General features: G+C 26.9%; 22 protein-coding genes. 2 read left to right on the forward strand and 20 right to left on the reverse strand.

The window, feature by feature from the left end; all coding sequences use genetic code 11:
* Nucleotides 1-9: 9 nt before the first annotated feature.
* The 17 genes from folP to JJC01_13525 form a co-directional block, all read right to left on the reverse strand.
* Nucleotides 10-801 carry a dihydropteroate synthase gene (folP, locus tag JJC01_13445; protein UDN57171.1) on the reverse strand — a complete coding sequence of 264 codons (792 nt, stop codon included), beginning with the start codon at nucleotides 799-801 and terminating at the stop codon, nucleotides 10-12.
* Between the two features lie 66 nt (nucleotides 802-867).
* Nucleotides 868-1,440, reverse strand: coding sequence for a GTP cyclohydrolase I FolE (gene folE, locus JJC01_13450; GenBank protein UDN57172.1), 573 nt, complete (start codon nucleotides 1,438-1,440; stop codon nucleotides 868-870).
* 25 nt (nucleotides 1,441-1,465) lie between these two features.
* Nucleotides 1,466-2,167, reverse strand: a complete 702-nt coding sequence (locus JJC01_13455; GenBank protein ID UDN57173.1) for a hypothetical protein — start codon at nucleotides 2,165-2,167, stop codon at nucleotides 1,466-1,468.
* Nucleotides 2,168-2,203: 36 nt separating this feature from the next.
* Nucleotides 2,204-2,944, reverse strand: coding sequence for an aminotransferase class IV (locus JJC01_13460; protein UDN57174.1), 741 nt, complete (start codon nucleotides 2,942-2,944; stop codon nucleotides 2,204-2,206).
* Nucleotides 2,934-4,283 (reverse strand): aminodeoxychorismate synthase component I, encoded by a 1,350-nt coding sequence (gene pabB, locus JJC01_13465; protein ID UDN57175.1) that lies wholly within the window; start codon nucleotides 4,281-4,283, stop codon nucleotides 2,934-2,936. The genes JJC01_13460 and pabB overlap by 11 nt, the downstream gene beginning before the upstream one ends.
* A 1-nt stretch (nucleotide 4,284) precedes the next feature.
* Nucleotides 4,285-4,869: an aminodeoxychorismate/anthranilate synthase component II gene (locus tag JJC01_13470; GenBank protein UDN57176.1), complete on the reverse strand. Its 585-nt coding sequence runs from the start codon at nucleotides 4,867-4,869 to the stop codon at nucleotides 4,285-4,287.
* A gap of 24 nt (nucleotides 4,870-4,893) precedes the next feature.
* On the reverse strand, nucleotides 4,894-5,613 hold the full coding sequence (locus JJC01_13475; protein ID UDN57177.1) for a polysaccharide deacetylase family protein: 720 nt from the start codon (nucleotides 5,611-5,613) through the stop codon (nucleotides 4,894-4,896).
* A 27-nt stretch (nucleotides 5,614-5,640) separates the two neighbouring features.
* Nucleotides 5,641-6,705: a peptidase gene (locus JJC01_13480; GenBank protein ID UDN57178.1), complete on the reverse strand. Its 1,065-nt coding sequence runs from the start codon at nucleotides 6,703-6,705 to the stop codon at nucleotides 5,641-5,643.
* Between the two features lie 159 nt (nucleotides 6,706-6,864).
* Nucleotides 6,865-7,674 (reverse strand): hypothetical protein, encoded by an 810-nt coding sequence (locus JJC01_13485; GenBank protein ID UDN57179.1) that lies wholly within the window; start codon nucleotides 7,672-7,674, stop codon nucleotides 6,865-6,867.
* A 245-nt stretch (nucleotides 7,675-7,919) separates the two neighbouring features.
* Nucleotides 7,920-8,786, reverse strand: a complete 867-nt coding sequence (locus JJC01_13490; GenBank protein ID UDN57180.1) for a YitT family protein — start codon at nucleotides 8,784-8,786, stop codon at nucleotides 7,920-7,922.
* Nucleotides 8,787-9,297: 511 nt separating this feature from the next.
* Nucleotides 9,298-9,987: an LrgB family protein gene (locus tag JJC01_13495; protein ID UDN57181.1), complete on the reverse strand. Its 690-nt coding sequence runs from the start codon at nucleotides 9,985-9,987 to the stop codon at nucleotides 9,298-9,300.
* On the reverse strand, nucleotides 9,980-10,351 hold the full coding sequence (locus tag JJC01_13500) for a CidA/LrgA family protein (GenBank protein UDN57182.1): 372 nt from the start codon (nucleotides 10,349-10,351) through the stop codon (nucleotides 9,980-9,982). Before JJC01_13500 ends, JJC01_13495 begins: the two co-directional genes overlap by 8 nt.
* 180 nt (nucleotides 10,352-10,531) lie before the next feature.
* On the reverse strand, nucleotides 10,532-11,881 hold the full coding sequence (locus JJC01_13505; GenBank protein ID UDN60182.1) for a tetratricopeptide repeat protein: 1,350 nt from the start codon (nucleotides 11,879-11,881) through the stop codon (nucleotides 10,532-10,534).
* Nucleotides 11,882-12,062: 181 nt separating this feature from the next.
* The gene (locus JJC01_13510) at nucleotides 12,063-12,656 is read right to left on the reverse strand and encodes a Fis family transcriptional regulator (GenBank protein ID UDN57183.1); all 594 of its coding nucleotides are present in this window, start codon (nucleotides 12,654-12,656) and stop codon (nucleotides 12,063-12,065) included.
* Between the two features lie 64 nt (nucleotides 12,657-12,720).
* Nucleotides 12,721-14,190 carry a VanW family protein gene (locus tag JJC01_13515; GenBank protein ID UDN57184.1) on the reverse strand — a complete coding sequence of 490 codons (1,470 nt, stop codon included), beginning with the start codon at nucleotides 14,188-14,190 and terminating at the stop codon, nucleotides 12,721-12,723.
* 122 nt (nucleotides 14,191-14,312) lie between these two features.
* Nucleotides 14,313-15,704: a UbiD family decarboxylase gene (locus JJC01_13520; protein ID UDN57185.1), complete on the reverse strand. Its 1,392-nt coding sequence runs from the start codon at nucleotides 15,702-15,704 to the stop codon at nucleotides 14,313-14,315.
* A gap of 164 nt (nucleotides 15,705-15,868) precedes the next feature.
* Nucleotides 15,869-16,117, reverse strand: coding sequence for a hypothetical protein (locus tag JJC01_13525; protein ID UDN60183.1), 249 nt, complete (start codon nucleotides 16,115-16,117; stop codon nucleotides 15,869-15,871).
* Nucleotides 16,118-16,381: 264 nt separating this feature from the next.
* On the opposite strand from JJC01_13525, the gene JJC01_13530 reads away from it, so the two are divergent.
* Nucleotides 16,382-18,505: a peroxiredoxin gene (locus JJC01_13530; protein UDN57186.1), complete on the forward strand. Its 2,124-nt coding sequence runs from the start codon at nucleotides 16,382-16,384 to the stop codon at nucleotides 18,503-18,505.
* A gap of 184 nt (nucleotides 18,506-18,689) precedes the next feature.
* On the opposite strand, the gene JJC01_13535 is transcribed toward JJC01_13530, so the two are convergent.
* Together JJC01_13535 and JJC01_13540 are read right to left on the reverse strand one after the other, a co-directional pair.
* On the reverse strand, nucleotides 18,690-19,289 hold the full coding sequence (locus JJC01_13535; GenBank protein ID UDN57187.1) for a ribonuclease H family protein: 600 nt from the start codon (nucleotides 19,287-19,289) through the stop codon (nucleotides 18,690-18,692).
* Between the two features lie 24 nt (nucleotides 19,290-19,313).
* Nucleotides 19,314-22,424: a DEAD/DEAH box helicase family protein gene (locus tag JJC01_13540; protein ID UDN57188.1), complete on the reverse strand. Its 3,111-nt coding sequence runs from the start codon at nucleotides 22,422-22,424 to the stop codon at nucleotides 19,314-19,316.
* Nucleotides 22,425-22,648: 224 nt separating this feature from the next.
* Between JJC01_13540 and pdaA the strand changes: the two genes are divergently transcribed.
* Nucleotides 22,649-23,473 (forward strand): delta-lactam-biosynthetic de-N-acetylase, encoded by an 825-nt coding sequence (gene pdaA / locus JJC01_13545; protein ID UDN57189.1) that lies wholly within the window; start codon nucleotides 22,649-22,651, stop codon nucleotides 23,471-23,473.
* Nucleotides 23,474-23,567: 94 nt separating this feature from the next.
* On the opposite strand, the gene JJC01_13550 is transcribed toward pdaA, so the two are convergent.
* The gene (locus JJC01_13550; protein ID UDN57190.1) at nucleotides 23,568-24,353 is read right to left on the reverse strand and encodes a GNAT family N-acetyltransferase; all 786 of its coding nucleotides are present in this window, start codon (nucleotides 24,351-24,353) and stop codon (nucleotides 23,568-23,570) included.
* Nucleotides 24,354-24,903: the final 550 nt, after the last annotated feature.

The raw sequence follows: 24,903 nt of genomic DNA on the forward strand, positions 1-24,903 counted from the left end.
ATACTACACCTACTTTCTATATATTGCATCAGTCATTTTAGCTGCCATTAAATTTTCATAAACATCATGCACTCTAACTATATCTACACCATCTCTTATTCCAAGTACAGTAGTAGCTATTGTTCCTTCCAATCTCTTTTTAGGTTCAACTGGAAGTACTTTTCCTATTACTGATTTTCGAGATGTTCCAAGTAAAATAGGATAGTCTAATTCTTTCAATTCATTTAATCTTCTTAATACTTCTATATTTTGCTCAAATGTCTTCCCAAACCCTATCCCTGGATCAAGAACTATTTTTTCTTTTTTTACACCACAGTCTATTGCCATTTTTATGCTCTCTTTAAAGAAGTCCTTTATTGACTCCATTATATCTTTGTCATAGTTTGTCCCATCTTGATTATGCATTATACATACTTCTGCATCATATTTTCCTACCACAGAAGCCATATTCTTATCTCTTCTAAGCCCCCAAACATCATTTACCATAGTGACACCTAATTTTAGAGCTTCTTCTGCAACATCTGCCTTGTAAGTATCTATTGATATTGGTATATCTAATTCTTTTTTAAGTTTTTTTATCACAGGGATTACTCTTCTTAGTTCTTCCTCTGAATCCACATAGCTATGACCTGGACGTGTAGATTCACCACCTAAGTCAATTATATCAGCACCTTGTTCAACCATTTCTTTTGCATGTTTTATTGCTATGTCTAAATTACTAAAGTCTCCTCCATCAGAAAAACTATCTGGAGTTACATTTAATATACCCATTATATAAGTTCTTTTACCATAATCAAACACAGTTAATGACACTCCCTTAAATTAAAATTTATATCTTATCAAACGATTTTTATCTACAATAATTTACTACTTCATAGTAATTAAACTCATAGCCTCAGCTCTTGATGCAATATCTTTTTCAAATATACCTCTAACTGCTGATGTAACAGTTTTTGAACCAGGCTTTTTTACACCTCTCATTGTCATACACATATGTTCAGCTTCCACTACTACTAAAACACCATATGGCTGTAGCTCTTCCATTATTATGTCTGCTGCATTTTTAGTAATTCTTTCTTGTAATTGAGGTCTTTTTGCTAATGTGTCTATTACTCTAGCAAGCTTAGAAAGCCCTGTAAGTCTTCCACCTTTTGGTAAATAAGCGATATGTGCCTTTCCAAAAAAAGGAACCAAATGATGCTCACAGCATGAATAAAATGGAATATCTTTTACTAGTACTAGTTCTTCATGCTTTTCATCTGCAAAAAGAACTTTTAAGTGGTCTCTTGGTTCTTCACTAAGACCAGAGAATATCTCTTCATACATTCTAGCAACTCTATTTGGAGTCTCTATTAGACCTTCTCTATCTGGGTCTTCACCAATTGCTTCTAATATTTCTCTTACTGCATGTTGTATTTTTTCTTTATCTACTTTATTCATTTAAACTCCCCCCATTGACTCGTGACTAGAAGATTAATTTTATAATCTTTTTTGTCTCAATTTCTTTAAAAATATAATTATAAACATCTAAAAGTTTTTGATAGTCATAACTTTCACTTACCTTTGATACTAGGTTAAAAAGTTCCTTATTTTCTTTTTTCAAAACTTTTAGCAATTTTTTATCTTTTGGTACCCATTTATCATTTATATTAAAGTACCCAATTATTATATCTTTTAAATATAAATTCGTCAAAAAATGATATTCAAAAACATCAAATTTTTCTTTATTTTTCAACTTTGATATTTTTGTTTCAATATCTTGTTTTAAAAAAGACTTTTCTTCTAAAGACAATTTGCTAGGACCTTTTAAGTAAATATCTCTGCTCATATCTTTTATAGTATTGGATATATTCTCCATATCAAATAGTACTTTAGCATCCTTCATCTCTTTCACAAAGAAGTACTCTCTATCTGACAATAATTTTTTTACACCATCTTTTGAAAAATAATTTATATCAAATTCTATTCCCTTTTGTTCAAACAGTACTCGCTCTTGTTTTTCCCCTTCTTTTACAAAAACGAATACATCAATATCATTAACTTCTACATTATAAAAACTAAAATCTACATCTTTACTAGAACCCACTAGAAATACTGCTAATGTATTTGGATTGTCTATTATTTTTTTAATATTTTCACTATATACTTTATAAGTATGACTTGCCATCTCTTATCTCCAATAAATTGTTAATATTTTAATTTATTACAAACACTCTATTATTTTATTAAAAATAATATTTTCTTTGCCAAATTCTGTCTTGTCAATTTCTGTAACTTTCATTGCTCCCATAAGACTATTTGTGACAAAAACAAAATCAAAACTACTAATTTCTGATATGTTAATTTCATTTTCCATCAACTCTATATGTAATTCGTCACAAATCTTTATAATCCTTTTTTTTATTGTTCCATTTAAAATTGGTAATTTACTACTGGGTGTATATACTTTACTTCCTCTTATAAAGAATATATTACTCATAGAACATTCTAAAATCACACCATCTGAATTTATAAATATACCATCATTGTATCCATTCTTATTTGCAATATTTTTAGTATATATATTTTCAAAATAATTAGTAGTCTTATGTCTATAAATTAGGCTATCTCCCCTAACTATAGGAGATATAGTCAATTTAAAACCTTTATTATATGCTTCTTTATTATATGGAATTTCTCTAATAGATATATTGTAACCTTCATCAAAAACGGTAATCCTAAGTGCTTTATTAATAATATTTTCTTTTTTTATGTATTTAATAATTTCATCTATTAGAAATCGCTTTTCATAATTTATATTCAAATCCAAACATGTTATCGAATTGAGCATCCTATCTATATGTGTATTTAAATCTATAGCTATACCATCTTTAACTTTAATAGTCTCAAATAACCCAATTCCAAATTTACTCAAGCTACTATTAAAGCTTAAATTATTCTTCATAATATCCCCTCAAGGCTTTCATTATAGATTTTGCTTTATCTAGTGTTTCTTGGTATTCTTCATCTGGGTCAGAATCCCAAGTCATGCCTCCTCCAACTTGGAAGTATACTTTTTTGTCTTTTTTTATTATAGTTCTAATTGCTATATTAAAATCCATATCACCATTAAAACCTATATATCCAATTGAACCAGTATATACATTTCTCTGTGTTGGTTCCAGTTCGTCTATGATTTCCATTGCTCTAATTTTAGGTGCTCCTGTTATAGAACCACCTGGAAAAGTTGCTTTTATTATATCAGTAGCATCCTTATCATCTTTTAGTTCACCTACAACTGTTGAAACCAGATGATTTACATTTGCATAAGGTTCAATTACAAACAACTCTGGAACTTTGACACTTCCAGTTTTGGATATTCTACCAATATCATTTCTTTCTAAATCCACTATCATAAGTAACTCTGCTCTATCTTTTTCGCTATTTTTAAGTTCCTCTTGAAGCTTTAAATCTTCTTCCTTATTTTTACCTCTTGGTCGAGTGCCTTTTATTGGTCTTGCCTCTATTTTTTTATCAATACATCTTATAAATCTCTCTGGAGAATTTGATAAGATATGTGCTTCTTCAAAATTTAAAAATGCTCCAAATGGTGCTGGACTAAATCTTCTTAAATCTCTATATAACTCAAAACTTGTCAATTCTGTTTCCCCACTAAACCTTTGTGTCAAATTAGCTTGATATATGTCACCTTGTCTTATGTACTCTCTAACATTTCCAACTGCATTTTTAAATTCTTCCTTTGTAAAGTTAGATTTAAGTTGAATAGGTTTTACATCTTTTTCCTGATAGCATATACTATCTATTCCTTTTTTCTCTCCTGTTAATATTTTTTCTTCTATATCAGCTATTATTTTTTCTTCTACTTTTATATCTATATCTGGAGTGGCTATGTAAGTTTTTCCCTTCAAATGGTCTATTACTATAACATGGTTATAAAATCCAAAATACATATCAGGCATCTCAATATCATCTATAGCAGTTCTAGGTAATTTTTCTATATAATTTCCCAAATCATAAGACAAATATCCTACAGCTCCACCTATAAACGGTAAGTCAGTTTTATTTACAACTTTATATTTATCTAATTCTTTTTTCAAATTTTCTAATGGATTTTCATCAGTATTTTTATATCTTAACACTTTAAATGGCTGGCTACTTATAAAAGAATATCTTCCTAACTTTTCTTTGTCCATAGCACTATCTAATATAAAACTATCATTTTCATTTCTAAAAATAGTAAATATCTCAAAAGAATTTAATTTAGTTTTTATTTCTCTTATCATTTTATTTATGTATCCTTTCCCTAGCTTCTTTTATAAAGTTTTTCAGCATTTCATGACCATACTCTGATAAAATAGCTTCTGGATGAAATTGTACTCCTTCTATTAAATACTTCTTATGTCTAATTCCCATTATTTCACCTTTACTTGTTGTTGCTGTAACTTCAAGTTCATCTGGAACTGTATCAGAATCAATTATAAGCGAATGATACCTAGTAACATTTAAAGGATTTTTAAGACTACTAAAAACTCCCTTATTACTATGGTTTATACTGTATACTTTTCCATGAACAGGTTGTTGTGCTTTTATTATGTTACCACCAAAAACATGTCCAATAGTTTGGTGACCTAAACAAATTCCTAGTATAGGCTTCTTATCTTTGAAATATTCAACAATATCTATACAAACCCCAGCTTCTTTTGGAGAACATGGACCTGGAGATAACACAATTATCTCTGGATTTAGTTCTTCAATATCTCTTAATGTTATTTCATTATTTCTTTTTACTATAACTGTTTCCCCCAATTCTTCTATGTATTGTACTAAGTTATACACAAAAGAATCATAATTGTCTATCATGAGAATCATACTATAAATCTCCCCCCAAAAAAATTATTTAATTAATTCAGAAACTGTAACAAACTTAAAACCTTTTTCTATCATCTTTGGAATAAATATATCCAAAGCTTTGACTGTATCATCAGTTGCATAGTCATGTAAAAGTATTATATCTCCATTTTGTACTTTATTAATTATTTTATCTGCGATACTATTAGCTCCAGGATTTTTCCAATCCCTCACATCTACACCTGTCCATAAAACTACTTTGTAATTATGCTTTTTTGCAATTTCTACTAAATCCTTTTCTCTGTAACTCCCAAATGGTGGTCTAAATAATGTAGGTTTCTTTCCAGTAACTTTCTTTAAAATTTCTTCACACTTAACAATCTCCTCTTCAATTTGACTAGAAGTTAAATTGCTTATATCAGGATGATTAAAAGTATGATTTCCTATTTCATGCCCTTCTTTACTTGCTCTTACCAGTGGTTCTTTATACCACTGTGCATGTTTTCCAGCTATAAAAAATGTAGCCTTTACATTATAATTCTTTAACACATCTAAAACTTGATCAGTTTCTTTAGGATGAGGTCCATCATCAAAGGTAATTGCTATTAGTTTCTTTTCCCTTGAACCATGTTTAATTAAAATATTTTCATTCGTTTCCATCATTAAAGCAGAAACTTTACTAAAATTGGCTATTAGTATTATTCCACAAAACAAGACTACTGCTATTAAACTCTTAAATATTGTCTTTTTTTTCCCTGGTGTCATTTTTAAACTTCCTTTCAAATATTTTAGTTATTTATAAAAATTTTGAGTGTAGTACGTTTTATAACTTCCTCCAAATATTACTCCAACTCCAATATTATTATAATTCCCCAAAATATTTTTTCTATGTCCTTCTGAATTCATCCAAGCTTCATGTGCATATATTGCATTAATCTGTCCTGCTGCTATGTTTTCTCCTGCTGAAGTATATATTATTCCTTCTCTTTTCATTCTATCAAAAGGAGTTTCATCTTTTTTGTTTATATGGTCAAAAAAATTATTATCTCTCATATCTTCACTGTGTTTTCTTGAACTTAAAGTGGCTTGCTCACTGTATCTTAGTGAATTCAATCCTCTTTGATTTCTAACACTATTTACAAGGTCTATAATTTCAAATTCAAAGCATTTTTTAAGTTCTTCTTTATCAGTTGGATATAATTCTTTGAACTCATCTTCTGTACTTTTATCAATTATTAAATATGAACAAACTCTATTTTTTTCATGAATATCGTAGAAAATTGTAATATATTTACCTTCCTTATTTATTATATCATATTGATTTTCTGAATTTATTATATATCTAGTATTTCCTTTTTTCTTATATTTTAATGGAGTAATCTTGTTTCTTACTGTTTGTCTATCTTGATTTATTTTTATATCTTGATTTTCACATGAGTTCATAGAGTTACTGTAAAGTGCAACTACCTCATCATTTTCAACACCAACCATTGCAAAATCTTTTCCATATTGATTATATACATACCAGTCAAATCCATATTCACTAGTATCAATTCTACCAGGCTTTCCAATATTAGCTAAAACTTGATTTAAGTTTTCTCCTAAATTTAGTTTTTCAAAATTTTTTATATTAGTCTCGTTTAAATTATTCTCTCCATTATTATTTAGTTGTGAGCTTTGATTTTTCTCATCTTCCTTTTTCTTTGAATTATCACTTAAGTTTATTTTATCTAAAAACTCATTCCATATTTCGCTTTGAAAAAATTTTTCCTTCAAATCATCTACTTCTCTCAATAATTCAGGACTATAAAATAAAACAATAAGTATTACTAATACTAAAGCAATTAATTTTTTCAATATATTCCTCCTTTAAAAAGCTTCACTAAAAATTTCTAATATATACATTATCATGTATTAATACTGATAATATATACTAATTAAATCCTATTAACATCTCTTTATATGTTTTTTATTTAATAAGTATTATAAAAAAGCTTTACCTATTAATAGATAAAGCTACAATCTTAATGAAAATATTTCATCTAAAGTTCTATCAAAGATAGATGGCTTATCAAATTTCCAAGTTCCTTCATAAACTAATTCATTATTTAGATAAAAAGTACCTTGACCATGTTTTTTACCATGCATAAACTCTCCTACATACTTCTTTCCTTTTGACCATATGTAAGTTCCTTTTCCATGAATCAAATTATTTTTCCATTCTCCTTCATAAAGTATTTCTCCTTCACTATTATAACAAATACCATATCCCTCCATCTTTCCACCTTTAAATTCTCCTGCATATATACATCCATCATTCCATTTATAAATACCTTTTCCATCTTTTTTGCCATTCTTCCAAGTTCCAATATATTCATCTTTACTGTTATAGAGCATATTCCCAATGCCATTCATCATGTCTTCCTCAAAATAACCTATATACTCATTACCGTTTGAAAATACAAAATTTCCTTTTCCATTTTTTTTATCTTGTTTAAATTCTCCTATGTACTCCATATCAGTTCCTTCATTGACAAAAAAAGTATATGAACCTTGACCTTCCATCTTTCCTTCTAAAAACTTTCCTACATATACATCTCCATTAGAAAATTTATATATTTTGTTTTTTGGCTTTTTTGTATCGACATCATCTATATCACGAATTGTTTTTCCTTCTAATTCCAAGACTTCACTTTCTGATGCAAAATCACCCTTTTTTAAAACACGTTTTTTCATATTTTTTATGCTCTTAATCTCTTTATTTACTTCATTTATATATTTTAAATAATTATCATACAAATCAACATATTCTTTAGATAAATTCATAATGCCATTCCTCCAACGTTATTCATAGATATTTTATTAAATCTATTAAATTTATTATATCCTAATACTGGTCATGTTTTCTACACATTGAGTAATTTTTTCAATTTTAATTTTAAAATAACCTCTTTTAAAGTGATACACAAATAGTAAATAAACCATATTTATTATATTTTTAAATAAAAGAAGCTGAGGACTATAATATATAAATTTACATATTACAAACCCTCAGCTTATATTTTTATAGTTTATAAGTCTTTTGCTTTAAATCCTCTTCCTTTTACCTCTGTAACATCATTTACAGATATAAATGCTTTTTTATCATATTTTAAAGCTATATCCTTTATCTTTGGTATCTCACTTGATGCAACTATTGTATATATAATCTTCTTTTTTTGATGAGTGTATGCACCCTCTGCATCCAAGAAAGTTACACCTCTAACTAAACTTCTCATTATGTCTTCTGCTATCAAATCGACTTCAGTTGACATTACCATAACAGATTTTTGATAATTCATTGCATCTTTAATAAAAGTCATTGAATATGCATTTAGAAATAATCCTATGAGAGTATATAATGCTAAATCTAAACCAAATAAAAAGCTTCCTGTAAGTACTATCAAACCATTTATTGCTAAAGCAGTATCTTTCATTTCTATATTTTTCTTAATTTTTAGTATTGCAGCTATAATGTCTGTACCACCTTGAGAAGACCTAGTTCTAAATACAATACCAACTCCTAAACCAGATAATATACCTCCATACACACTTTGAAGTAATATATCATTGATAGGTATGATATTACTTACTTCCTGAGTTGCACCTAATAATAATGAAAATACAATCATATTTAATAAACTTGAAATACAAAATTCTTTTTCTAGGTATATAAAACCTAAAATAAATATTGGAATATTGATTAAAAATGTTAATAGACCCACATTGATATTTGTCAAATAGTTTATAGATGTTGCTATACCTGTAGCACCTCCACTTAATAGATGTGCTGGTCTTAAGAACCCATTTATTCCTATAGATGTCATCAACATCCCCAGTAGCATTGTTGAATATCTTAAAGCTGGATGTTTTTGTAGGGTATTCTTAACTTCACTCATTTCTTTCTCCCTTCAATTCTTATAAATCTTTAGAATTTTAAAAACTTACTTTTATATATATTATTACTGATGTAATAGATAATATTTCAAGCAAATTTTTTCATAGAGTTTCTTGAACTGTCATCTATTACATCATCTATTATAGTATCTTTTATATATATGTCTAGTGCATTTTTTTATATTCCAAAATTTCAAAGTACTTAAATTCTCTCATTTATGCTCCAAATTAAAATTCTTCTAGCACAATATGATACTATATATTATGCAACTTGCAATATAGTAAATTTATAGTATTTTTTCTTAAATATTTATTTTTATAGTATTTTAGTAAACTTAACCATATAATTCTTTATTCATAATTAAGTTTTAAATGAAATTTTTATTTTTATAATTTCAGTACATGATTTTTTTATTTCATTATTTGCAATTTTTTCATTCAGTTTTTACTTTAAAATTTTTTTATTTTATTTTGTTTTAAGTATTCAAAGACGCCTATTGTTACTTTATATTTTTACATAAAATTCATTATAATTGGGATTAATATTACTGTAATCGTACCAGAAACCCCAATAGAAACTCCACTCATTGCTCCTTCTACTTCTCCAAGTTCAAAAGCTTTAGTTGTTCCCAGAGCATGTGCTGATGTCCCAAGTGCAATTCCTTTAGCAACTGGATGATTTATATTTCCAAGTTTAAATACAGTAGAAGCAACCATCCCACCAAAAATACCTGTAAAAATTATAGCTACTACTGTTATTGACTCTACACCATTTAAAGAATTTGCTAAAGATATTCCCATTGGTGTTGTTATAGATTTTGGAATAAGAGAGTTTATTATACTTACATCTGAATTAGCTATTTTACCAATTATTAATACAGATGCAAAAGAAATTATTATACCACAACCTATTCCTATAACAATCTCAAGCATATGCTTTTTAAATAATTCAAACTGTTTATAAAGTGGAACTGCAAGCACTACTGTAACAGGTCCTAAAAAGAAATTTATGCTATCTGCTCCTATCTTGTAATTTTCATAAGGAATTTTTGTTATGCTTAGAAATAATATGATTCCTACAATAGCAATTAACATAGGGTTACATATAGGATTATTTGTTTTTCGCTGAATGTATCTCCCTAAATTAAAAAACACGATTGTTACTATTATACCAAATACTGGTGTTTGTAATACATTATACATTCTTTTGTCCTTCTTCCTTTTTTTTTATCATTTTTTCCACTATAATTCCAGTGGTGTACATTACTACTAATGTACTTAGACATATAACTAGTAAAAGTACTAATACATTTTCTTTTATTAGGTCTAGTGATTTTATAAGAGACACTCCCGCTGGTATAAAAAATACAGCCATATTATCAAGGAAAAATCCACTTATATTTTCTATACTGCTTAAATCCAACACTTTAAATTGTAGCAATAGGAATAATAATAGCATGCCAACTATACTCCCAGGAATAAGTATAACACTTTGTATAAATGAGCTTATATACTCTCCTATTACCCATATACATAAAATTATTACTAATTGATTGAAAACTTTCATTTTCCACCTCCAAAAACTAAAGAGATTGTTTCAAACCATATATTTGTAGTCTTATAAACAAGCAAATATCTTTCTTCAAATAGAAAGTTATGATTTAATACAATCTCTCTTTAAATTTATTTTTATTTTAATTTAATAAAATACATACTTGGTTGTTTCAAAAAACTTAATTATATAAATCTATTTTTTGCTTAAAATTTCTTTTATTTTTGAATTGTTATACATACTATCTGGAACTTCACTTCTTAAACTATAAAAAGTTTTTTTTGCATTTTCTAAATCTCCATTATCATAATATAGCATGCCTAACTCATAGTATGAATCATCATAGTACTGGTCATTTTTAGTATACGTATTTATATACTTCTTATAATACTTTATAGCTTCATCCTTATTTTTCAATGCTTTATTTGTTATTGCTAATTGATATATTGATTCAGAAATGTATTTTTTAGTTTTTCCTGAGGAAACTATACTTTTGAAACTATCTATCGCTTTTTCATACTCTTTATTTTTCTTTAAATCTAAAGCCTTATAGTATAAGTCTTCCTCATTAGCTACAGTGATTTCTTTTTCTGGTTCTTTATTTTTAGCTTCATATAACTCTTTATTTGTTTTTTCTAATTCTTTATTTGTTTCACCCAGTTTTTTATCAGTTTCAGTTAACTTCTCATCTTTCTTACTTATCTGATTATTCAAGGTTTCTATTCTCTTTTTACTTTGAATAAAATATACACCCATTGCAATTACAATACAAGCAAATATAATATATGGTAAGCTATTTTTCTTCTTCTTTTTAACTCGTTTTTCCTCTTCTTTTTTACTTGTATCTTCTGGTTTCTCTTCTTCTTTTTCAAATACTGGATTATCTTTATCTATCTCTTTGAGTCTATCCAAATATCCTTCTCTCTTTTTTACATTACCTAGTTTATCATACAATAAAGATAGGATTACATATGGTTCTATTAGTTGTGGTTCTTCCTCTACTATATTCTCCAAAATATGTATTGACTCATAATTCATTTCTTCATTTATAAACCTTATAGAATGATTGTATCTGCCTAAAAATGTTTTGAAATCTTCAGATGAAATTAAATTAACATATTTTCTTGATATATGATTATTTTCATAACATAGAGCAGTATAAAAACTTTCAAATGATTTAGCAAAATCGCATTTTAATAACTTTAGAAGCCCTCTAAGATTTAATATATCAATATCTTTAGGATTTATTTCTAAAGCTTTATTTACCATATTAACAGCACTAGTTATATAGTCTTTATACGCTAAGTCCAATGCATTATTGTACCTTTTATATGATTCTAATTTTAACTCCTTTGATGTTGTATCTGACTTTGACTTCAAAGCTCCTTGTAAATTTAAAAGAGTCTCTTCTTTATAATTAGTAGTCACATAGCTTTGTTTTAATGCTTTTAGTGTCTCATCACCATCTTCTTCTTCTATGTTAAAAAAAGTTAAATCGCTTTTATTTTCTTCTATCAAAGATATATCTAAAATTTTTCTAGGCATGTTTTCTATATCTTGTTTTATATCTTTTACTAAAATAATAATCACCTCCACTTCAAAATATATATTTAAGATAACATATTTAATATGTCAAGTCAAAACTATACATTTTTTGCCATTATTCTCACAATAAAAAAGGTAATCCAATTCTTTTTATGAAAAGGTTACCTTTTTTACAATATTACTAACTTTTAATGTTGAATTTTTTTACTTTTCTATAAAGAGTAGCTATACCTATATTCAATGCTTCTGCTACTTTTTTCATTCCTTCTGTATTACTGCCATATTTTTTGATAGCATTTTCTATAGCTTCTCTTTCAAGGTCATCCATAGTCTTAACCTCTTGTTTGTATAGTTCATCCAATTTAAAAGATATTAAATCAGACATACTCCTTACAAAAGCAGTTAATTCCTTATCTTTTGAAAGTATCTTTTCTTTTTGCTCTTCATTAAATGCAGCTATACCCAATATTCCAAGTATATGTTCTCCCATTTTAACAGGAGTACAGATATCTGCTAACTCTTTACAGTTTTCTCTATTTGCACACTTATTACAGTTCTCTTCTATTTCCTTATTTATAACATAGGATTTTCCATCTTTTAAAACAAGAGAATACACAGATTTCTCTGATATTGTTTCTCCTATTTTACCTCTGAATATTCCTGTTCCTGCTATCCTAGTCAAATCTTTTGTAACTAAAGTAACATCTACATCTAACACATTAGAAATATTCTCGCAAATACTTTGAACGTAATTAGTTATATTATTTAAATTCAAAGTAATCCCTCCTATTTAGATTTATATTTTTTAATACTCTACATAAATCCTATTCTTGAGAACTTTAAGCTTGTGGTTGTGGTTGTGTCTCACTAGGTTTATTATCAGTTGGTGGTGTTTCTGGTTTTGGTTTATTATCTGTATTTTGATTATTTGTATTTTGATTATCTTTATTTTCATCTGTCTTTGGCTTTTCTTCTGGTTTTGGTTCCATAGTTCCAACTAATATAATACCTTCCTTCTTAGGATAATATGAATTAGCTATTTTTTCAGTTTTAATTTTCTTGCCATTTGCATCATTAAATGTTCTATATGTTGATACAGAGTATGCATTTCTTCCACTCTTATCTACTTTTTCTTTTCCTTTAGGCATTGAAGAATCATTGACCCTCTTCATTGTAGTTTGTGAAACTCCATCTAATTTTGTTGATATTGTTATATTTTGTTTATCCTCTGCACTTCCATATATATTGCAAACAATTTGATTTCCTGAAACATAATTTTTTATGTAAATTGGATGCTTAAGATTGTTTTTAAATAAGAAATCTATTCCGCTGTCTGCAACAGTGGCATCCCTTCCTTTTGGAACATAACTTGATGGTATAGTATGATTTTTTACATTAGTAATTTCTAAGCCTGCATATAAAACAGAATTATATAGAGTTGATGAAACTTGACAAACTCCTCCACCATAATCCTCTTCCATTTCTCCCTCTACTATAACAGGAGCACTTTTGTAGCCATTCGCTTTGCTTCTTTTTCCTGTATGTTCATTAAACGAAAAAGTTTCTCCTGGCATAAGTAAAATATTACTTATACTATCTGTTGCTAATTTTATATTTATACTTCTATTTACCTGAGAAGTTTTAAATGTTGTTGCATATTTACCTAAATTTGTGTCTATATTAGCAAGTTGCTCTTTTTTTATTTTTGCTGAAGTAGCTTTTACCACTAACTTATTTGTATACTTTCCTTTTTTAATCTGACTGTCAAAACTATTCATACTCTTAGAAATATCCATTTTAAGGCCATCAGAATCTGGTACAACCTTTACCTTATCACTACTTATATCAATTGTTGCATCTTTTACCTCTACATCTATTTCTTTAGCTATTTTTTCCATTTCTGTTTTTAACTTATTTTTATCATAATTTGTTACTACTACTAAATCACTCTTTTTACCAAAATTTGCTGAAATAGTTTTTGATAGGTTGCTAAAGAAACCATTCTTTCTATTTAAATTATATGCATTTTCTACAGTTTTATCCAAATCAGCAGATAAATTTAGGTCTTGACTTTTAACTTTCCAATTTCTATCGTTGTAATTAAATTCAACATTATCTAAATTGTATTTTTTAGCTAATTCCTGCTTAGCCTGAGATTTAGTTAATCCTCCAACACTTATGCCATTAACATATGTGTTTTTTGCTATTTTCTCCCCTTTAAACTGTATACACATTATACCTACAAATATTACTAATAATAATGCTACAGCTCCAATAGCTATAACTAGCTTTTTGTTCACATTAATCATCCCTTACTTCTCCTTACAATAAAATTATTTATATACACCTACTATTATATTACTACATAATGTGCCTTAAAAACCCAAAAACTTTTTAATTATATAATAATTTAACATTATAATATAAATAACTAATATTCACTCAATCCTTTTTCTGATATAGAATATATTTTTTCATTGTATATGTTGATAGCATAAACTTCTTTTCCTCTAAATAAACCTTTGTTTACTACAGCATAATAATAAATATTTTTTTGTTTTCCAAATAATTCTTCTAAACTTTTTTTACTTTTTACATATTTATCAGCTTTTTCTATATCCAATATATCAACCTTTTTGTATTTATTTTCTTTTTCATCAAGAGTACTAGTCAACACAAATTTAGCTTTATCTTTAGTAATACCAAATTGATAGCTTCCATCTTCTAATATTCTAAAATATCCTTCTCCATAGTCCACCTTATAATCTTTTTTACCATCTTTATATGAATATAAATCTTTAGTTTTTGCACTTATTAAAACTTCATTTATTAATTTATCATACTCATATACCTCAGCATAATAGTATTTATCGTTTTTTACCATTTGTGGAAGTGAGTTTATAGATAGATTTGCCTTTTCTTTCCCACTTTTTTTAGAGATTATATTTATAATGTCATCAGATGTTAAAGTATACAATGATAAATTCTTTTTATATTTCTTCTCTAAACTTTGTACCTTTTCATCGTCTGAATAGTCTTCTTTTAGATAGTCTATATACTGTAATGCTTTCTCATAATCACCAGAAGTGTTTGCTTCTTCTGCTTTACTTATATAGTAATCATACATTTCTTCAACACATTGTTTTTTAGCGTTTTGAGCTAGGTTGTAATATTTTTCGTCTTCTTTTAATACTTTATTATATTTTTCAATAGCATCATAATATTTATATACTTTTTGGTCTTTTACTGCAGAGTCATAAACATCTCTGGATTCTTTAATTGTTTCTACATTTTGCTTGTATACATCTAAGTTGCCACCTATACCATTTAAAATTGAAATAGTATTTATGTAAGAAATTGCCACATTGTAAGTAATATTTTCTTCTTTATACATTTCTCCAACTCTATTAGCTTGAGTTATTAAATCATCTACATTTATATTTATTTTATCTAATGATTTTACTGTATTTATTAATCCAATAAAACTTTCTTGACTTATATCTCCATCTAAATATTTGTCACCACTATTTAATAATAATTTATTTATTTTTTTAGAAATGGATTTATTAAACCTTTCCATTTTTGAATCAGAAAACTTTTTATCTACACTTGCATAGTAATCCACAGCAATAGAGTATTGTCTTTTCTCTACAATTTTTAACAACTCATTTGCTTCATTTCCTACACTAAATTCATTACTACTTAAGAAAAATACTATGATTAAAACAAGTATGCCTAATGCTGATAATGAAACTGCTACTATAGATTTTCTTTTTTCATCAATAAAATCTACAGTTTTTTCAAATAAATCTCTAAAATTCATTATAGTTCCCTCTCTATTTAGCAATATTTATATTTATGATAAACTAAATTTCTTAATGGTTATTATATCATAATTCCTGAAAAAAAATAAAAACACAAGTTAAATCGTGTTTTTATTTTACCTACCAATCATTATTTTATACATAAATATTTCCTTTACATAAATTATGATATCTTTCTCTTTATATCCCTAGAATGACTTTTTTGTTTTTTATTAGCACTGACATTTTTCATTCTTGTTGTATGTATAGTTTTGTTAGCAAATATTTTTCTAGCATTGCATAAAACAACTCCTGTAGTCAAGCATACTGTAAGCACACTCGCCATTAAAAAGTAATAATCCAATCCTACATGTACTCCCATAACTGAATTTATTAATACTAATGCAAAAGTCATTGCAAAACATATCATCATGGAGATAACTAAAATTCTTAGAATTTTTTTCAATCCAATCACCTCGTATAATCACTAATATTGACACTACTCCTTATCCATTACTATACCAAATTAGTAAAAAAATAGCAATTATTATTGTCATTTATATTACGAAAATATTAAATATTTTTAATAAATATCTTTTTTTGACATTAGTATTCCTTCATTTTAATAAAATAGTAACACTAATCTGTGCTAATTAATAGAATGAAATAAATGATAATTTATTGAGGGGTGATTTACATGCCAAATTTGCCAAGTTTAGGATCCAAGGCTCCTGATTTTAAAGCCAATACAACAGATGGCCCTATTAGACTGTCTGATTACAAAGGTAATTGGGTTGTTTTATTTTCACATCCTGGTGATTTTACACCAGTTTGTACTACTGAATTTTTATGCTTTGCTAAATATTATGATGAATTTAAGAAAAGAAATACAGAATTAATCGGCCTAAGTGTTGATAGCAATAGCTCTCATTTAGCTTGGATGTACAATATGTTTTTACTTACAGGTGTAGAAATCCCATTCCCTATCATAGAAGATAGAGATATGAAAATTGCCAAATTATATGGCATGATATCAAAACCAATGAGTGATACATCTACTATCCGTTCTGTATTTATTATAGATAATAATCAAATATTAAGAACTATTCTTTATTATCCATTGACTACAGGAAGAAATATACCAGAAATACTTAGAATAGTAGATGCTCTTCAAACTAGTGATAGAGATAATGTAGTTACTCCTGCAAACTGGTTCCCTGGAATGCCTGTTATCTTGCCATATCCTAAAAACTATAAAGAGTTAAAAAATAGAGTAAATAGTTGTAATAAAAAGTATTCATGTATGGATTGGTACTTATGTTTTGTGCCAGATAATTACACAGATGAAGAATATACTAAAAATATTGATGATACTTACAGTTGTAAAAAAGAACATACTAAAAATATTGAAAATGATTACGAACAAGAAAATATTAAGTGTATAAACAAATCTCATGACCACAAACAAGAATACAATAAGGATGTTAAAGATAGTTGTGATTGCGAACAAAAACATACTAAAAATACTAACAAAATTCATAACTCCAAACAGGATAAACTTAAAGATAAATCCTGTGATGAAATAAAATACAAATACGATAAATGTAGTAAAGAGGATAATAGCTATGATAAATGCGATAAAGAAGATAATAGCTATGAGGATTTCTATAAACAAAATTATAAAAACTATGATTATACAAGTGAAAAAAATTCTAAAAAAATAGCTATGAAAACATTAAAAGACTCAAAGAAGTTAGTTAGACCACAAATAAATGACCCATATAATCCAATAGTTGAAAATATAAATTGTCCAGATATAAATCCTATTGTAATGGAATATGTTCTTGGTAATCCAACTAATGTAGATGCTCAGTTATTAGATGCAGTTATTTTTGCATTTGCTGAAATAGACCAATATGGTAATTTATTTATTCCTTATCCTAGATTCCTAAACCAATTGCTTGCACTTAAAGCTGAAAAGCCTAGCTTAAAAGTAATTGTAGCCATTGGTGGTTGGGGAGCTGAAGGATTCTCCGATGCAGCTTTAACGCCTACATCCAGATATAACTTTGCAAGACAAGTCAATCAAATGATAAATGAATATGCTTTAGATGGAGTTGATATAGACTGGGAATATCCTGGAAGTAGTGCAGCTGGTATAAAATCGAGACCTCAAGATAGAGAAAATTTCACACTTTTACTAACAGCTATAAGAGACGTTATAGGAGATGAGAAATGGCTTAGTGTAGCTGGAACAGGGGATATGGGATATATAAACTCAAGTGCTGAAATAGATAAAATAGCTCCAATAATAGATTATTTTAATCTTATGAGTTATGATTTCACAGCAGGTGAAACAGGGCCAAATGGCAGAAAACATCAGGCAAACCTTTTTGACTCAGACTTATCCTTACCAGGATATAGTGTTGATGCAATGGTTAGAAACCTTGAAAATGCTGGAATGCCTTCTGAAAAAATCCTTCTCGGCCTTCCATTTTATGGAAGATTAGGTGCCACTATAACAAGAACTTATGATGAACTTAGAAAAGATTATATAAATAAAAATGGATATGAATATAGATTTGATAGAGTTGCTCAGGTTCCATATTTAGTTAAAGATGGAGAATTTGCAATGTCATATGATGATTCATTATCTATATTCTTAAAAACTCAATATGTGCTTAGAAACTGTTTAGGTGGTGTATTCTCTTGGACATCAACTTATGACCAGGCAAATATATTAGCTAGAACTATGTCTATTGGTATAAATGACCCTGAATTGTTAAAAGAAGAACTTGAAGGTCTTTATGGTCAATTCTAATTAGACATAATATAAAATTTTATACTTTTGCCATATAAAAAAGCAGATTGCATTATATTAAATGAGTTTTACTTAATTGATAATAATATCAATTATTTTGAAATCAGAAACTTATCTTATTATAATACAATTCTGCTTTTTTGGTTATAAGTCAATGTTTTTTTAATAGCATGCTAATTCCTAATTATATACCAATAGCTTTTTTGGCTAACTTATCAGCTTCTTCATTATATTTATTTCCAGAATGCGCTTTAACTTTCATAAATCTGACATTTAACTCCGTTTTGATACTATCATAAAAGTTTTTATATGCTATAGTTCCTTCTTTATTTGTTTTCCAAACTCCAGTGCACCACTTTTCAATACCTTCATAGTCAAAATATAAAATCAGGTTTTGAATATTATTATCAATACAGTACTGCATTGCAATTTTAGAAGCTTCTATCTCACCCGCCACATTTCTCATACCTACTAAAGTTTGCTCTTTTCCATTTTTACTATAAGTTTTTATAACTTCATTCTTCTTTAGAATTACAACACCTGAACCATACATCTTTATTGAATGCTCATAACTACCATCAACATATGCTTCTATAAATTCTTCATCTTCTTTAAATGTTGGTTTTGTTGCTCCATAAACATACTCTTTTGCTTCCTGTGATGTAGTAAAACTCTTGTATTCAGCTCCTGAAAATCCATTTACTTGTTTTTTACACTCATCCCATGTCTCATATATTCCAATTTTTTTGCCCTTTTTTACAGCATAAAACTTTTGTTTTGCCAAATATATCACTCCCACCATTAGTTTTTATGTTTCTCTCATAAATATATCTAGATTTATTAGATAATTTTTATCGAAATACTTTACTCTCATATCTTTGTTTTCAATATCTATATGATATACTTCTCCTTTTACAGCTCTTTGCCTTATATTTTCATTGATATCTTTTTTTATAGTATTTTTATCAACTTCATCATTTTCTATTTTAGTATTGACCTGTAATGCTTTTATAGTATCAAATATAACAGATTTTAATATTAGGCTTCTAGATTTATTTAAGTGTTTTTTTGCATAAGTATAAAAATCGTTACCATTCATCTTTAAAATTTTACAACCATGCAAATCTTGCTCTAGTCTTTTTAATATGCTTATATTAGTGCCAACATCAAAAATCACAAAGCATCCATAATCATATTTACTTCTTAAAAGTCTTCCCATAGCTTGCTTTACTTTTATAGTCATCTGGGGATAATTTATACTGTAATAATCTATATTATACTTCTTCATTATAGTATAATACAAAGGGTCTTTAGGGTTTAAATTAGGAAGCTTGTCCAAAGTTACACATACCAAACCATCGCCTGGAATGTCTACACCTTCAAAACATCCTTTTGAGCCAAGTACTACACACTTTCTATTTAAATCATTAAGATGTCTAACACCTTTTTTATTAGCATAAATTTCTAAATTTAAACCATGCAAATATTTTTTTAATATATCATAAGTTTTTTCTTGTCTATTTTTACTATTAAAAAGAGCTAACATATGCCCTTCTGTAATGCATGATATATTCGATATAATTTTACTTATTTCATTTGGAAATTCAGCATTTTTATACTCACAAATATCAGAAAACGCTACTACAGAAACCATATTCTTATAATCAAAAATTGGTTCTATAATTTTTTCTATATTCTTAACCCTATCTATTCCCAATGTAGTTTTAAAATAAGACATATTTTGAGATAAACTTAAGGTTGCTGATAAAAATATTCCTTTCTCTAGCTGAGATAAAATATTTTCTTCAAATAAATCTGCTATTTTTAATGGAACTACTCTAAATTCAAAATCATTATAATTCTTTTCAATTTCAACTATTCTTGCATAATCATCATTCTCATCATACTCCAAGAAAATTTCAAAAACAATTTTTATATCCTCTAAGTCTCTTGTCTTTGCTTTTCCAAACTTGTATATATCTGTTTCTTTATCTATACTATCATCATCAATATTCCTATAAATTACAATTATTATTGAAACTAAATTTTTTATTATTTTTTCACAACTTAGCTTTATCTTTTCACTATACAATCTATAGCTAACTTCAGTATCTATATCATCTTTTTTTATTTTTCCTGCAATTTCATCTATTTGTAAATTTAATTCCCACCTTAAGTTATAATTGCTTACATTACCATATTCACTACAATTGCCAAATGCTAATATTGAATCTATTTCTTCAATAATAAGATTTATACTCCTAGCAATCTTTTGTTTATTTTTTCTTTCAATTTTTAATATATGATAGAATTTATCAAAAGCCTTTATTTTCTTCATGTTTGTAGTAGTTTTTTTATACATAAAACTACTATCTTGTATAAATTCATAAGGATAAATTTCTTGTAATAAGTATCTTAAAGACTTTGAATTTATGATACTTGAAAAAAAATCATATCCTTTTTCAGTTAAATTGTGAGCCTCATCTACTATTATATTTTCTAAAGGCTTTTCATCTTTATATGGCCATTTAGCCAGTAAAGAGTGGTTTATTACTGTTATATGTTCATCTTTTAACTCTTCTGTCCTATTTTTATATAGACAATCTTTTTTACATTTTTTAGGTTTACACATGTTTGGGTCACAACTTATATTTCTTAAGTGAGTATTTATTTCCTTGAAGTTATCCAACACCCAATAATTTATTTCTTCTATATCTCCATATTTACCACCTTCAACTAATCTTTCTAAAAATATTAAAGATAATATTTCTTCTTTAGTAGGTTCTTGAGACTCATAATCTGCTATATATGCTTCTAATCTATCTATACATATATAGTTGTTTTTTCCCTTTATATATCCATAACTTACTTTACCATTTAACCCTAAAGAATTTAACACATTTGGAATATCTTTATTTATCAATTGTATCTGCAATTCTTTTGTATCAGTAGAAATTAGCAATCTTTTTTTATTAATTCTAGCTTCTAATATAGCTGGCAATAAGTATCCAACACTTTTTCCTATCCCTGTTGGCGCCTCTATGCACGCAATTTTTTCGTCATCTTCATTATTTCTAAACAATTCTCGTATTGCCTTAGTAAGCTCATACTGACCTGGTCTATATTCATATGTAAATCCCTCTTTACTCTCCCATATATGCTTATATTTTAATAATTCTTCATATTTCTTTTCTTGCTCACGTAAAATTTTTAAAGTTTCTTTTTCTTTTATATTTTCTTCTTTTGGATTAAACTCCTCATGCTCTTTTATAATACTTACATCATGAGATAAATCATAGTTTGCTTCTTCTAAAAATTTACTCCATTCCCATTTTCCAAGATTAAACTTATTTAGATATGAATTTATTTTAAAACTTAATGGCTCTAAATTAGTTTTCTCATGGTTATTAAATCTTATTAAAAGAGAATTTACAATATTTATAGTATCAATAGCATCTGATAAAGCTCTATTCTTGGTCTCAGATTTATCACTAGTTAAAATACTTTTTAAATACACCAAACTATAATCCTTATGATATGGCTCTAAAATAATTGCCAACTCAATTGAATCAATAAATTTATTTTTTAGCTTTGGCATATAGTACTCAAAAAACTTTCTTTTAAAACTTAAATCATGACATATAATCAGACTATCTCCTACAAAATTTCTTAACTCCTCTTCTACCATTTTTAGATTAAAAGCATCTTCTAAATCAATTTTTTTAAGATTATCACATAGAGAGAATACTTCTATAGGTACTTCAGCTTTATTTTTTATTAACGATTGATATGTCTCAGCTTTCCAATCTTTAATTTTAACAGCTCCAACTTCTAAAATTTCTGAATTTAAATAGTCTATTCCACTAACTTCTATATCTAAAAAAACAACATCATTCAATATACTTATTATATTATTCATTTTTTTATCCCTTCAAGTTAAACCAATTTCACTTCTACACAATAATTGCTCCTTATATTTTATCATTTATAATGTATTTTGTTTAAGATAATTAATGTTATTTTATATATCTTAAAAGAAACTTCTTTAATTTATTATTTGTATATATGAATATTTTTAACTATAAATATTCAAACTATATTATAAGAAAGATTTACTTGAAATTTTAAATAAGAGGTGACATTGTGAAAAAAGATAGCCTGAAAAAATACATTATGATAGGAGCATTCGCTTTAATACTTTTTGGAATTGCTAGTATGAACTTTAAATCCCTAGATAAAACAAAAACTCAAATTTCTAGTCCAACACTTGATACACATGAATATGATTGGTATTTTAATCCTAGAGAGGATGGCAAACAACCATCCCCTATAAAAGAAGCCAATTTTTTTAAGAAATATGATTCATATTATGTAGGAAACCCTAATGAAAAAGTTATATACTTATCATTTGATGCTGGATATGAAAGTGGGAACACTCCAAAGTTGTTAGATACACTAAAAAAACACAATGCAAAGGCACAATTTTTCGTAGTTGAGAGTTATATAAAAAGTAATCCAGATTTAATAAAACGTATGGAAAAAGAAGGTCATTTGGTTTGTAATCACTCAAAAAGTCATCCATCAATGGCTGGAATTACAGATTTTGAAAAATTCAAAGAAGAAATTACAAGTGTAGAAAAAGCATATAAAGATGTTACTGGAAAAGAAATGCCTAAATATTTTAGACCACCAATGGGTAAATTTAGTGAACAATCTCTAAAATATACACAAGACTTGGGTTATAAATCTATATTTTGGAGTTTTGCTTATGTAGATTGGTATGAAAAGAAACAACCTACTCATGAGTTTGCTAAAAACAAAATTTACTCTAGAACACATCCTGGTGCAATAGTTTTATTACATCCAAATTCTTCAACTAATACTGAGATATTGGATGAAGTACTTACACATTGGGAAAAAGAAGGTTACAAACTTAAAACACTTGACTATTTAAGCAGTAAAAAATAACATTTTAATTAAAATAAAACTCCCTCATGAATTATAGTAAAAATAAATCTATTTATAAATACTTTAATTCTTGATGGAGTTTTGTGTTTTAGAATTATTTAAAAAGCATTGTCCATTCATTTATCTCTTCATATCCTATATCGTAATATATTTTTCCTGCTATTTCATTATTATAAAAAAGACATGGTATTTTCCCTTCTGACAATAGTTCTTTACTTAAATTGTACACCATATAACTAGCAAGCCCTTTTTTTCTATGCTGTTTGTCTGTACTTACAGAAACTATCATTGCTAAAAAACTAGTTTCCATACCAGTTGATACAGTACTAATCATAGTATTATTATCTTTTATGAAATATGCTCTTACGTTACCTTCTTTTAAGTACTCTTTTCTTGCTTCTATGTAATTTGGACTTACCTTATATCCTGATTCATTTAAAAGTTTTCCTATTTCATCAATGTCTCTTTCATATGCCTTTTCTATCCTATATTCATTCATAGTAGAAAAATCCAGCTCTTTTATTTTCTTTAATATACAAAATTTATTATCCAATTTTTCATAAAAATCTTTGTATATACTCACTAGTCTATCTATTACACACTTTTTTCCACTTATACTTTCTATATCTAATCCTTTTATATGGCTTTTCATTTCTTCTACATCAAAATTATTTTCTAAACTATAGATTATAAGTGTTGACTTATTTTTTAATATTATAGAAGTTATACTTCCTTCTTTTGTCTGAGACCATACTTCTTGAGAATCAGAACTAAATCCATAGTTTTCAACATATCCAATTATAAATAAGTTTAAACTTTCTTCATGTGATACATATTGCCAGAATTTTTTTTCTAAAGTATTATCTATTTTTACAATCAAGTGTACATCCTCCTTTTGTGTTAATAATGATATACCTTATAATTTATAGTATCATTTAAAGTTATTAACTTCTACTAAATATTCTAAATTTTTGTAAATAATTTAAATTTGTAAATTTATAATTTTTTCAGAAAAATCAATCAGTGATTATATTATATTTTCTACTTTACAAAATTGAACTATATTTTTAAATTTCTATGCAATATGTTGGTATTTCTGTTTATATTCTTTTAATGCCTCATCCCAGGCTTCTTCTACTGAGATACCTCTCTTGGTTGCAATCCTTTGTGCTAATTCTATTATTCTCATAGCTTTTCTTGATATATTCATATATTTTCCTCCTCTAAATTATCATAAATTATTTTAAAATTATTTAATTTGTATCAAATATATTACTTACTTATATATTACTAACTATTTGTGTACTAAGTGTGAACTATATTAGAAGAAATTTAGAACTTAATAAAACACAAATTTTATATATACTTCATATAGATTTGTCATATTATAAAAACAGTGATATAATTTATTATCATTTTATGGAGGTGAT

Source organism: Clostridioides sp. ES-S-0010-02, assembly GCA_020641055.1.
Classification (GTDB): Bacteria; Bacillota; Clostridia; order Peptostreptococcales; family Peptostreptococcaceae; genus Clostridioides.

Bases quoted from the DNA above. Each gene is read 5' to 3' on its own strand.
- JJC01_13525 (UDN60183.1), bottom strand. From the start codon at position 16,117: ATGATGATATGTTTTGCAATGACTTTTGCATTAGTATTAATAAATTCA.
- JJC01_13490 (UDN57180.1), bottom strand. From the start codon at position 8,786: ATGAGTGAAGTTAAGAATACCCTACAAAAACATCCAGCTTTAAGATAT.
- JJC01_13460 (UDN57174.1), bottom strand. From the start codon at position 2,944: ATGAAGAATAATTTAAGCTTTAATAGTAGCTTGAGTAAATTTGGAATT.
- JJC01_13530 (UDN57186.1), top strand. From the start codon at position 16,382: ATGCCAAATTTGCCAAGTTTAGGATCCAAGGCTCCTGATTTTAAAGCC.
- JJC01_13485 (UDN57179.1), bottom strand. From the start codon at position 7,674: ATGAATTTATCTAAAGAATATGTTGATTTGTATGATAATTATTTAAAA.
- JJC01_13540 (UDN57188.1), bottom strand. From the start codon at position 22,424: ATGAATAATATAATAAGTATATTGAATGATGTTGTTTTTTTAGATATA.
- JJC01_13520 (UDN57185.1), bottom strand. From the start codon at position 15,704: ATGAATTTTAGAGATTTATTTGAAAAAACTGTAGATTTTATTGATGAA.
- JJC01_13495 (UDN57181.1), bottom strand. From the start codon at position 9,987: ATGTATAATGTATTACAAACACCAGTATTTGGTATAATAGTAACAATC.
- JJC01_13470 (UDN57176.1), bottom strand. From the start codon at position 4,869: ATGATTCTCATGATAGACAATTATGATTCTTTTGTGTATAACTTAGTA.
- JJC01_13475 (UDN57177.1), bottom strand. From the start codon at position 5,613: ATGACACCAGGGAAAAAAAAGACAATATTTAAGAGTTTAATAGCAGTA.
- JJC01_13500 (UDN57182.1), bottom strand. From the start codon at position 10,351: ATGAAAGTTTTCAATCAATTAGTAATAATTTTATGTATATGGGTAATA.
- JJC01_13455 (UDN57173.1), bottom strand. From the start codon at position 2,167: ATGGCAAGTCATACTTATAAAGTATATAGTGAAAATATTAAAAAAATA.
- pabB (UDN57175.1), bottom strand. From the start codon at position 4,283: ATGATAAGAGAAATAAAAACTAAATTAAATTCTTTTGAGATATTTACT.
- folE (UDN57172.1), bottom strand. From the start codon at position 1,440: ATGAATAAAGTAGATAAAGAAAAAATACAACATGCAGTAAGAGAAATA.
- JJC01_13505 (UDN60182.1), bottom strand. From the start codon at position 11,881: ATGCCTAGAAAAATTTTAGATATATCTTTGATAGAAGAAAATAAAAGC.
- JJC01_13515 (UDN57184.1), bottom strand. From the start codon at position 14,190: ATGATTAATGTGAACAAAAAGCTAGTTATAGCTATTGGAGCTGTAGCA.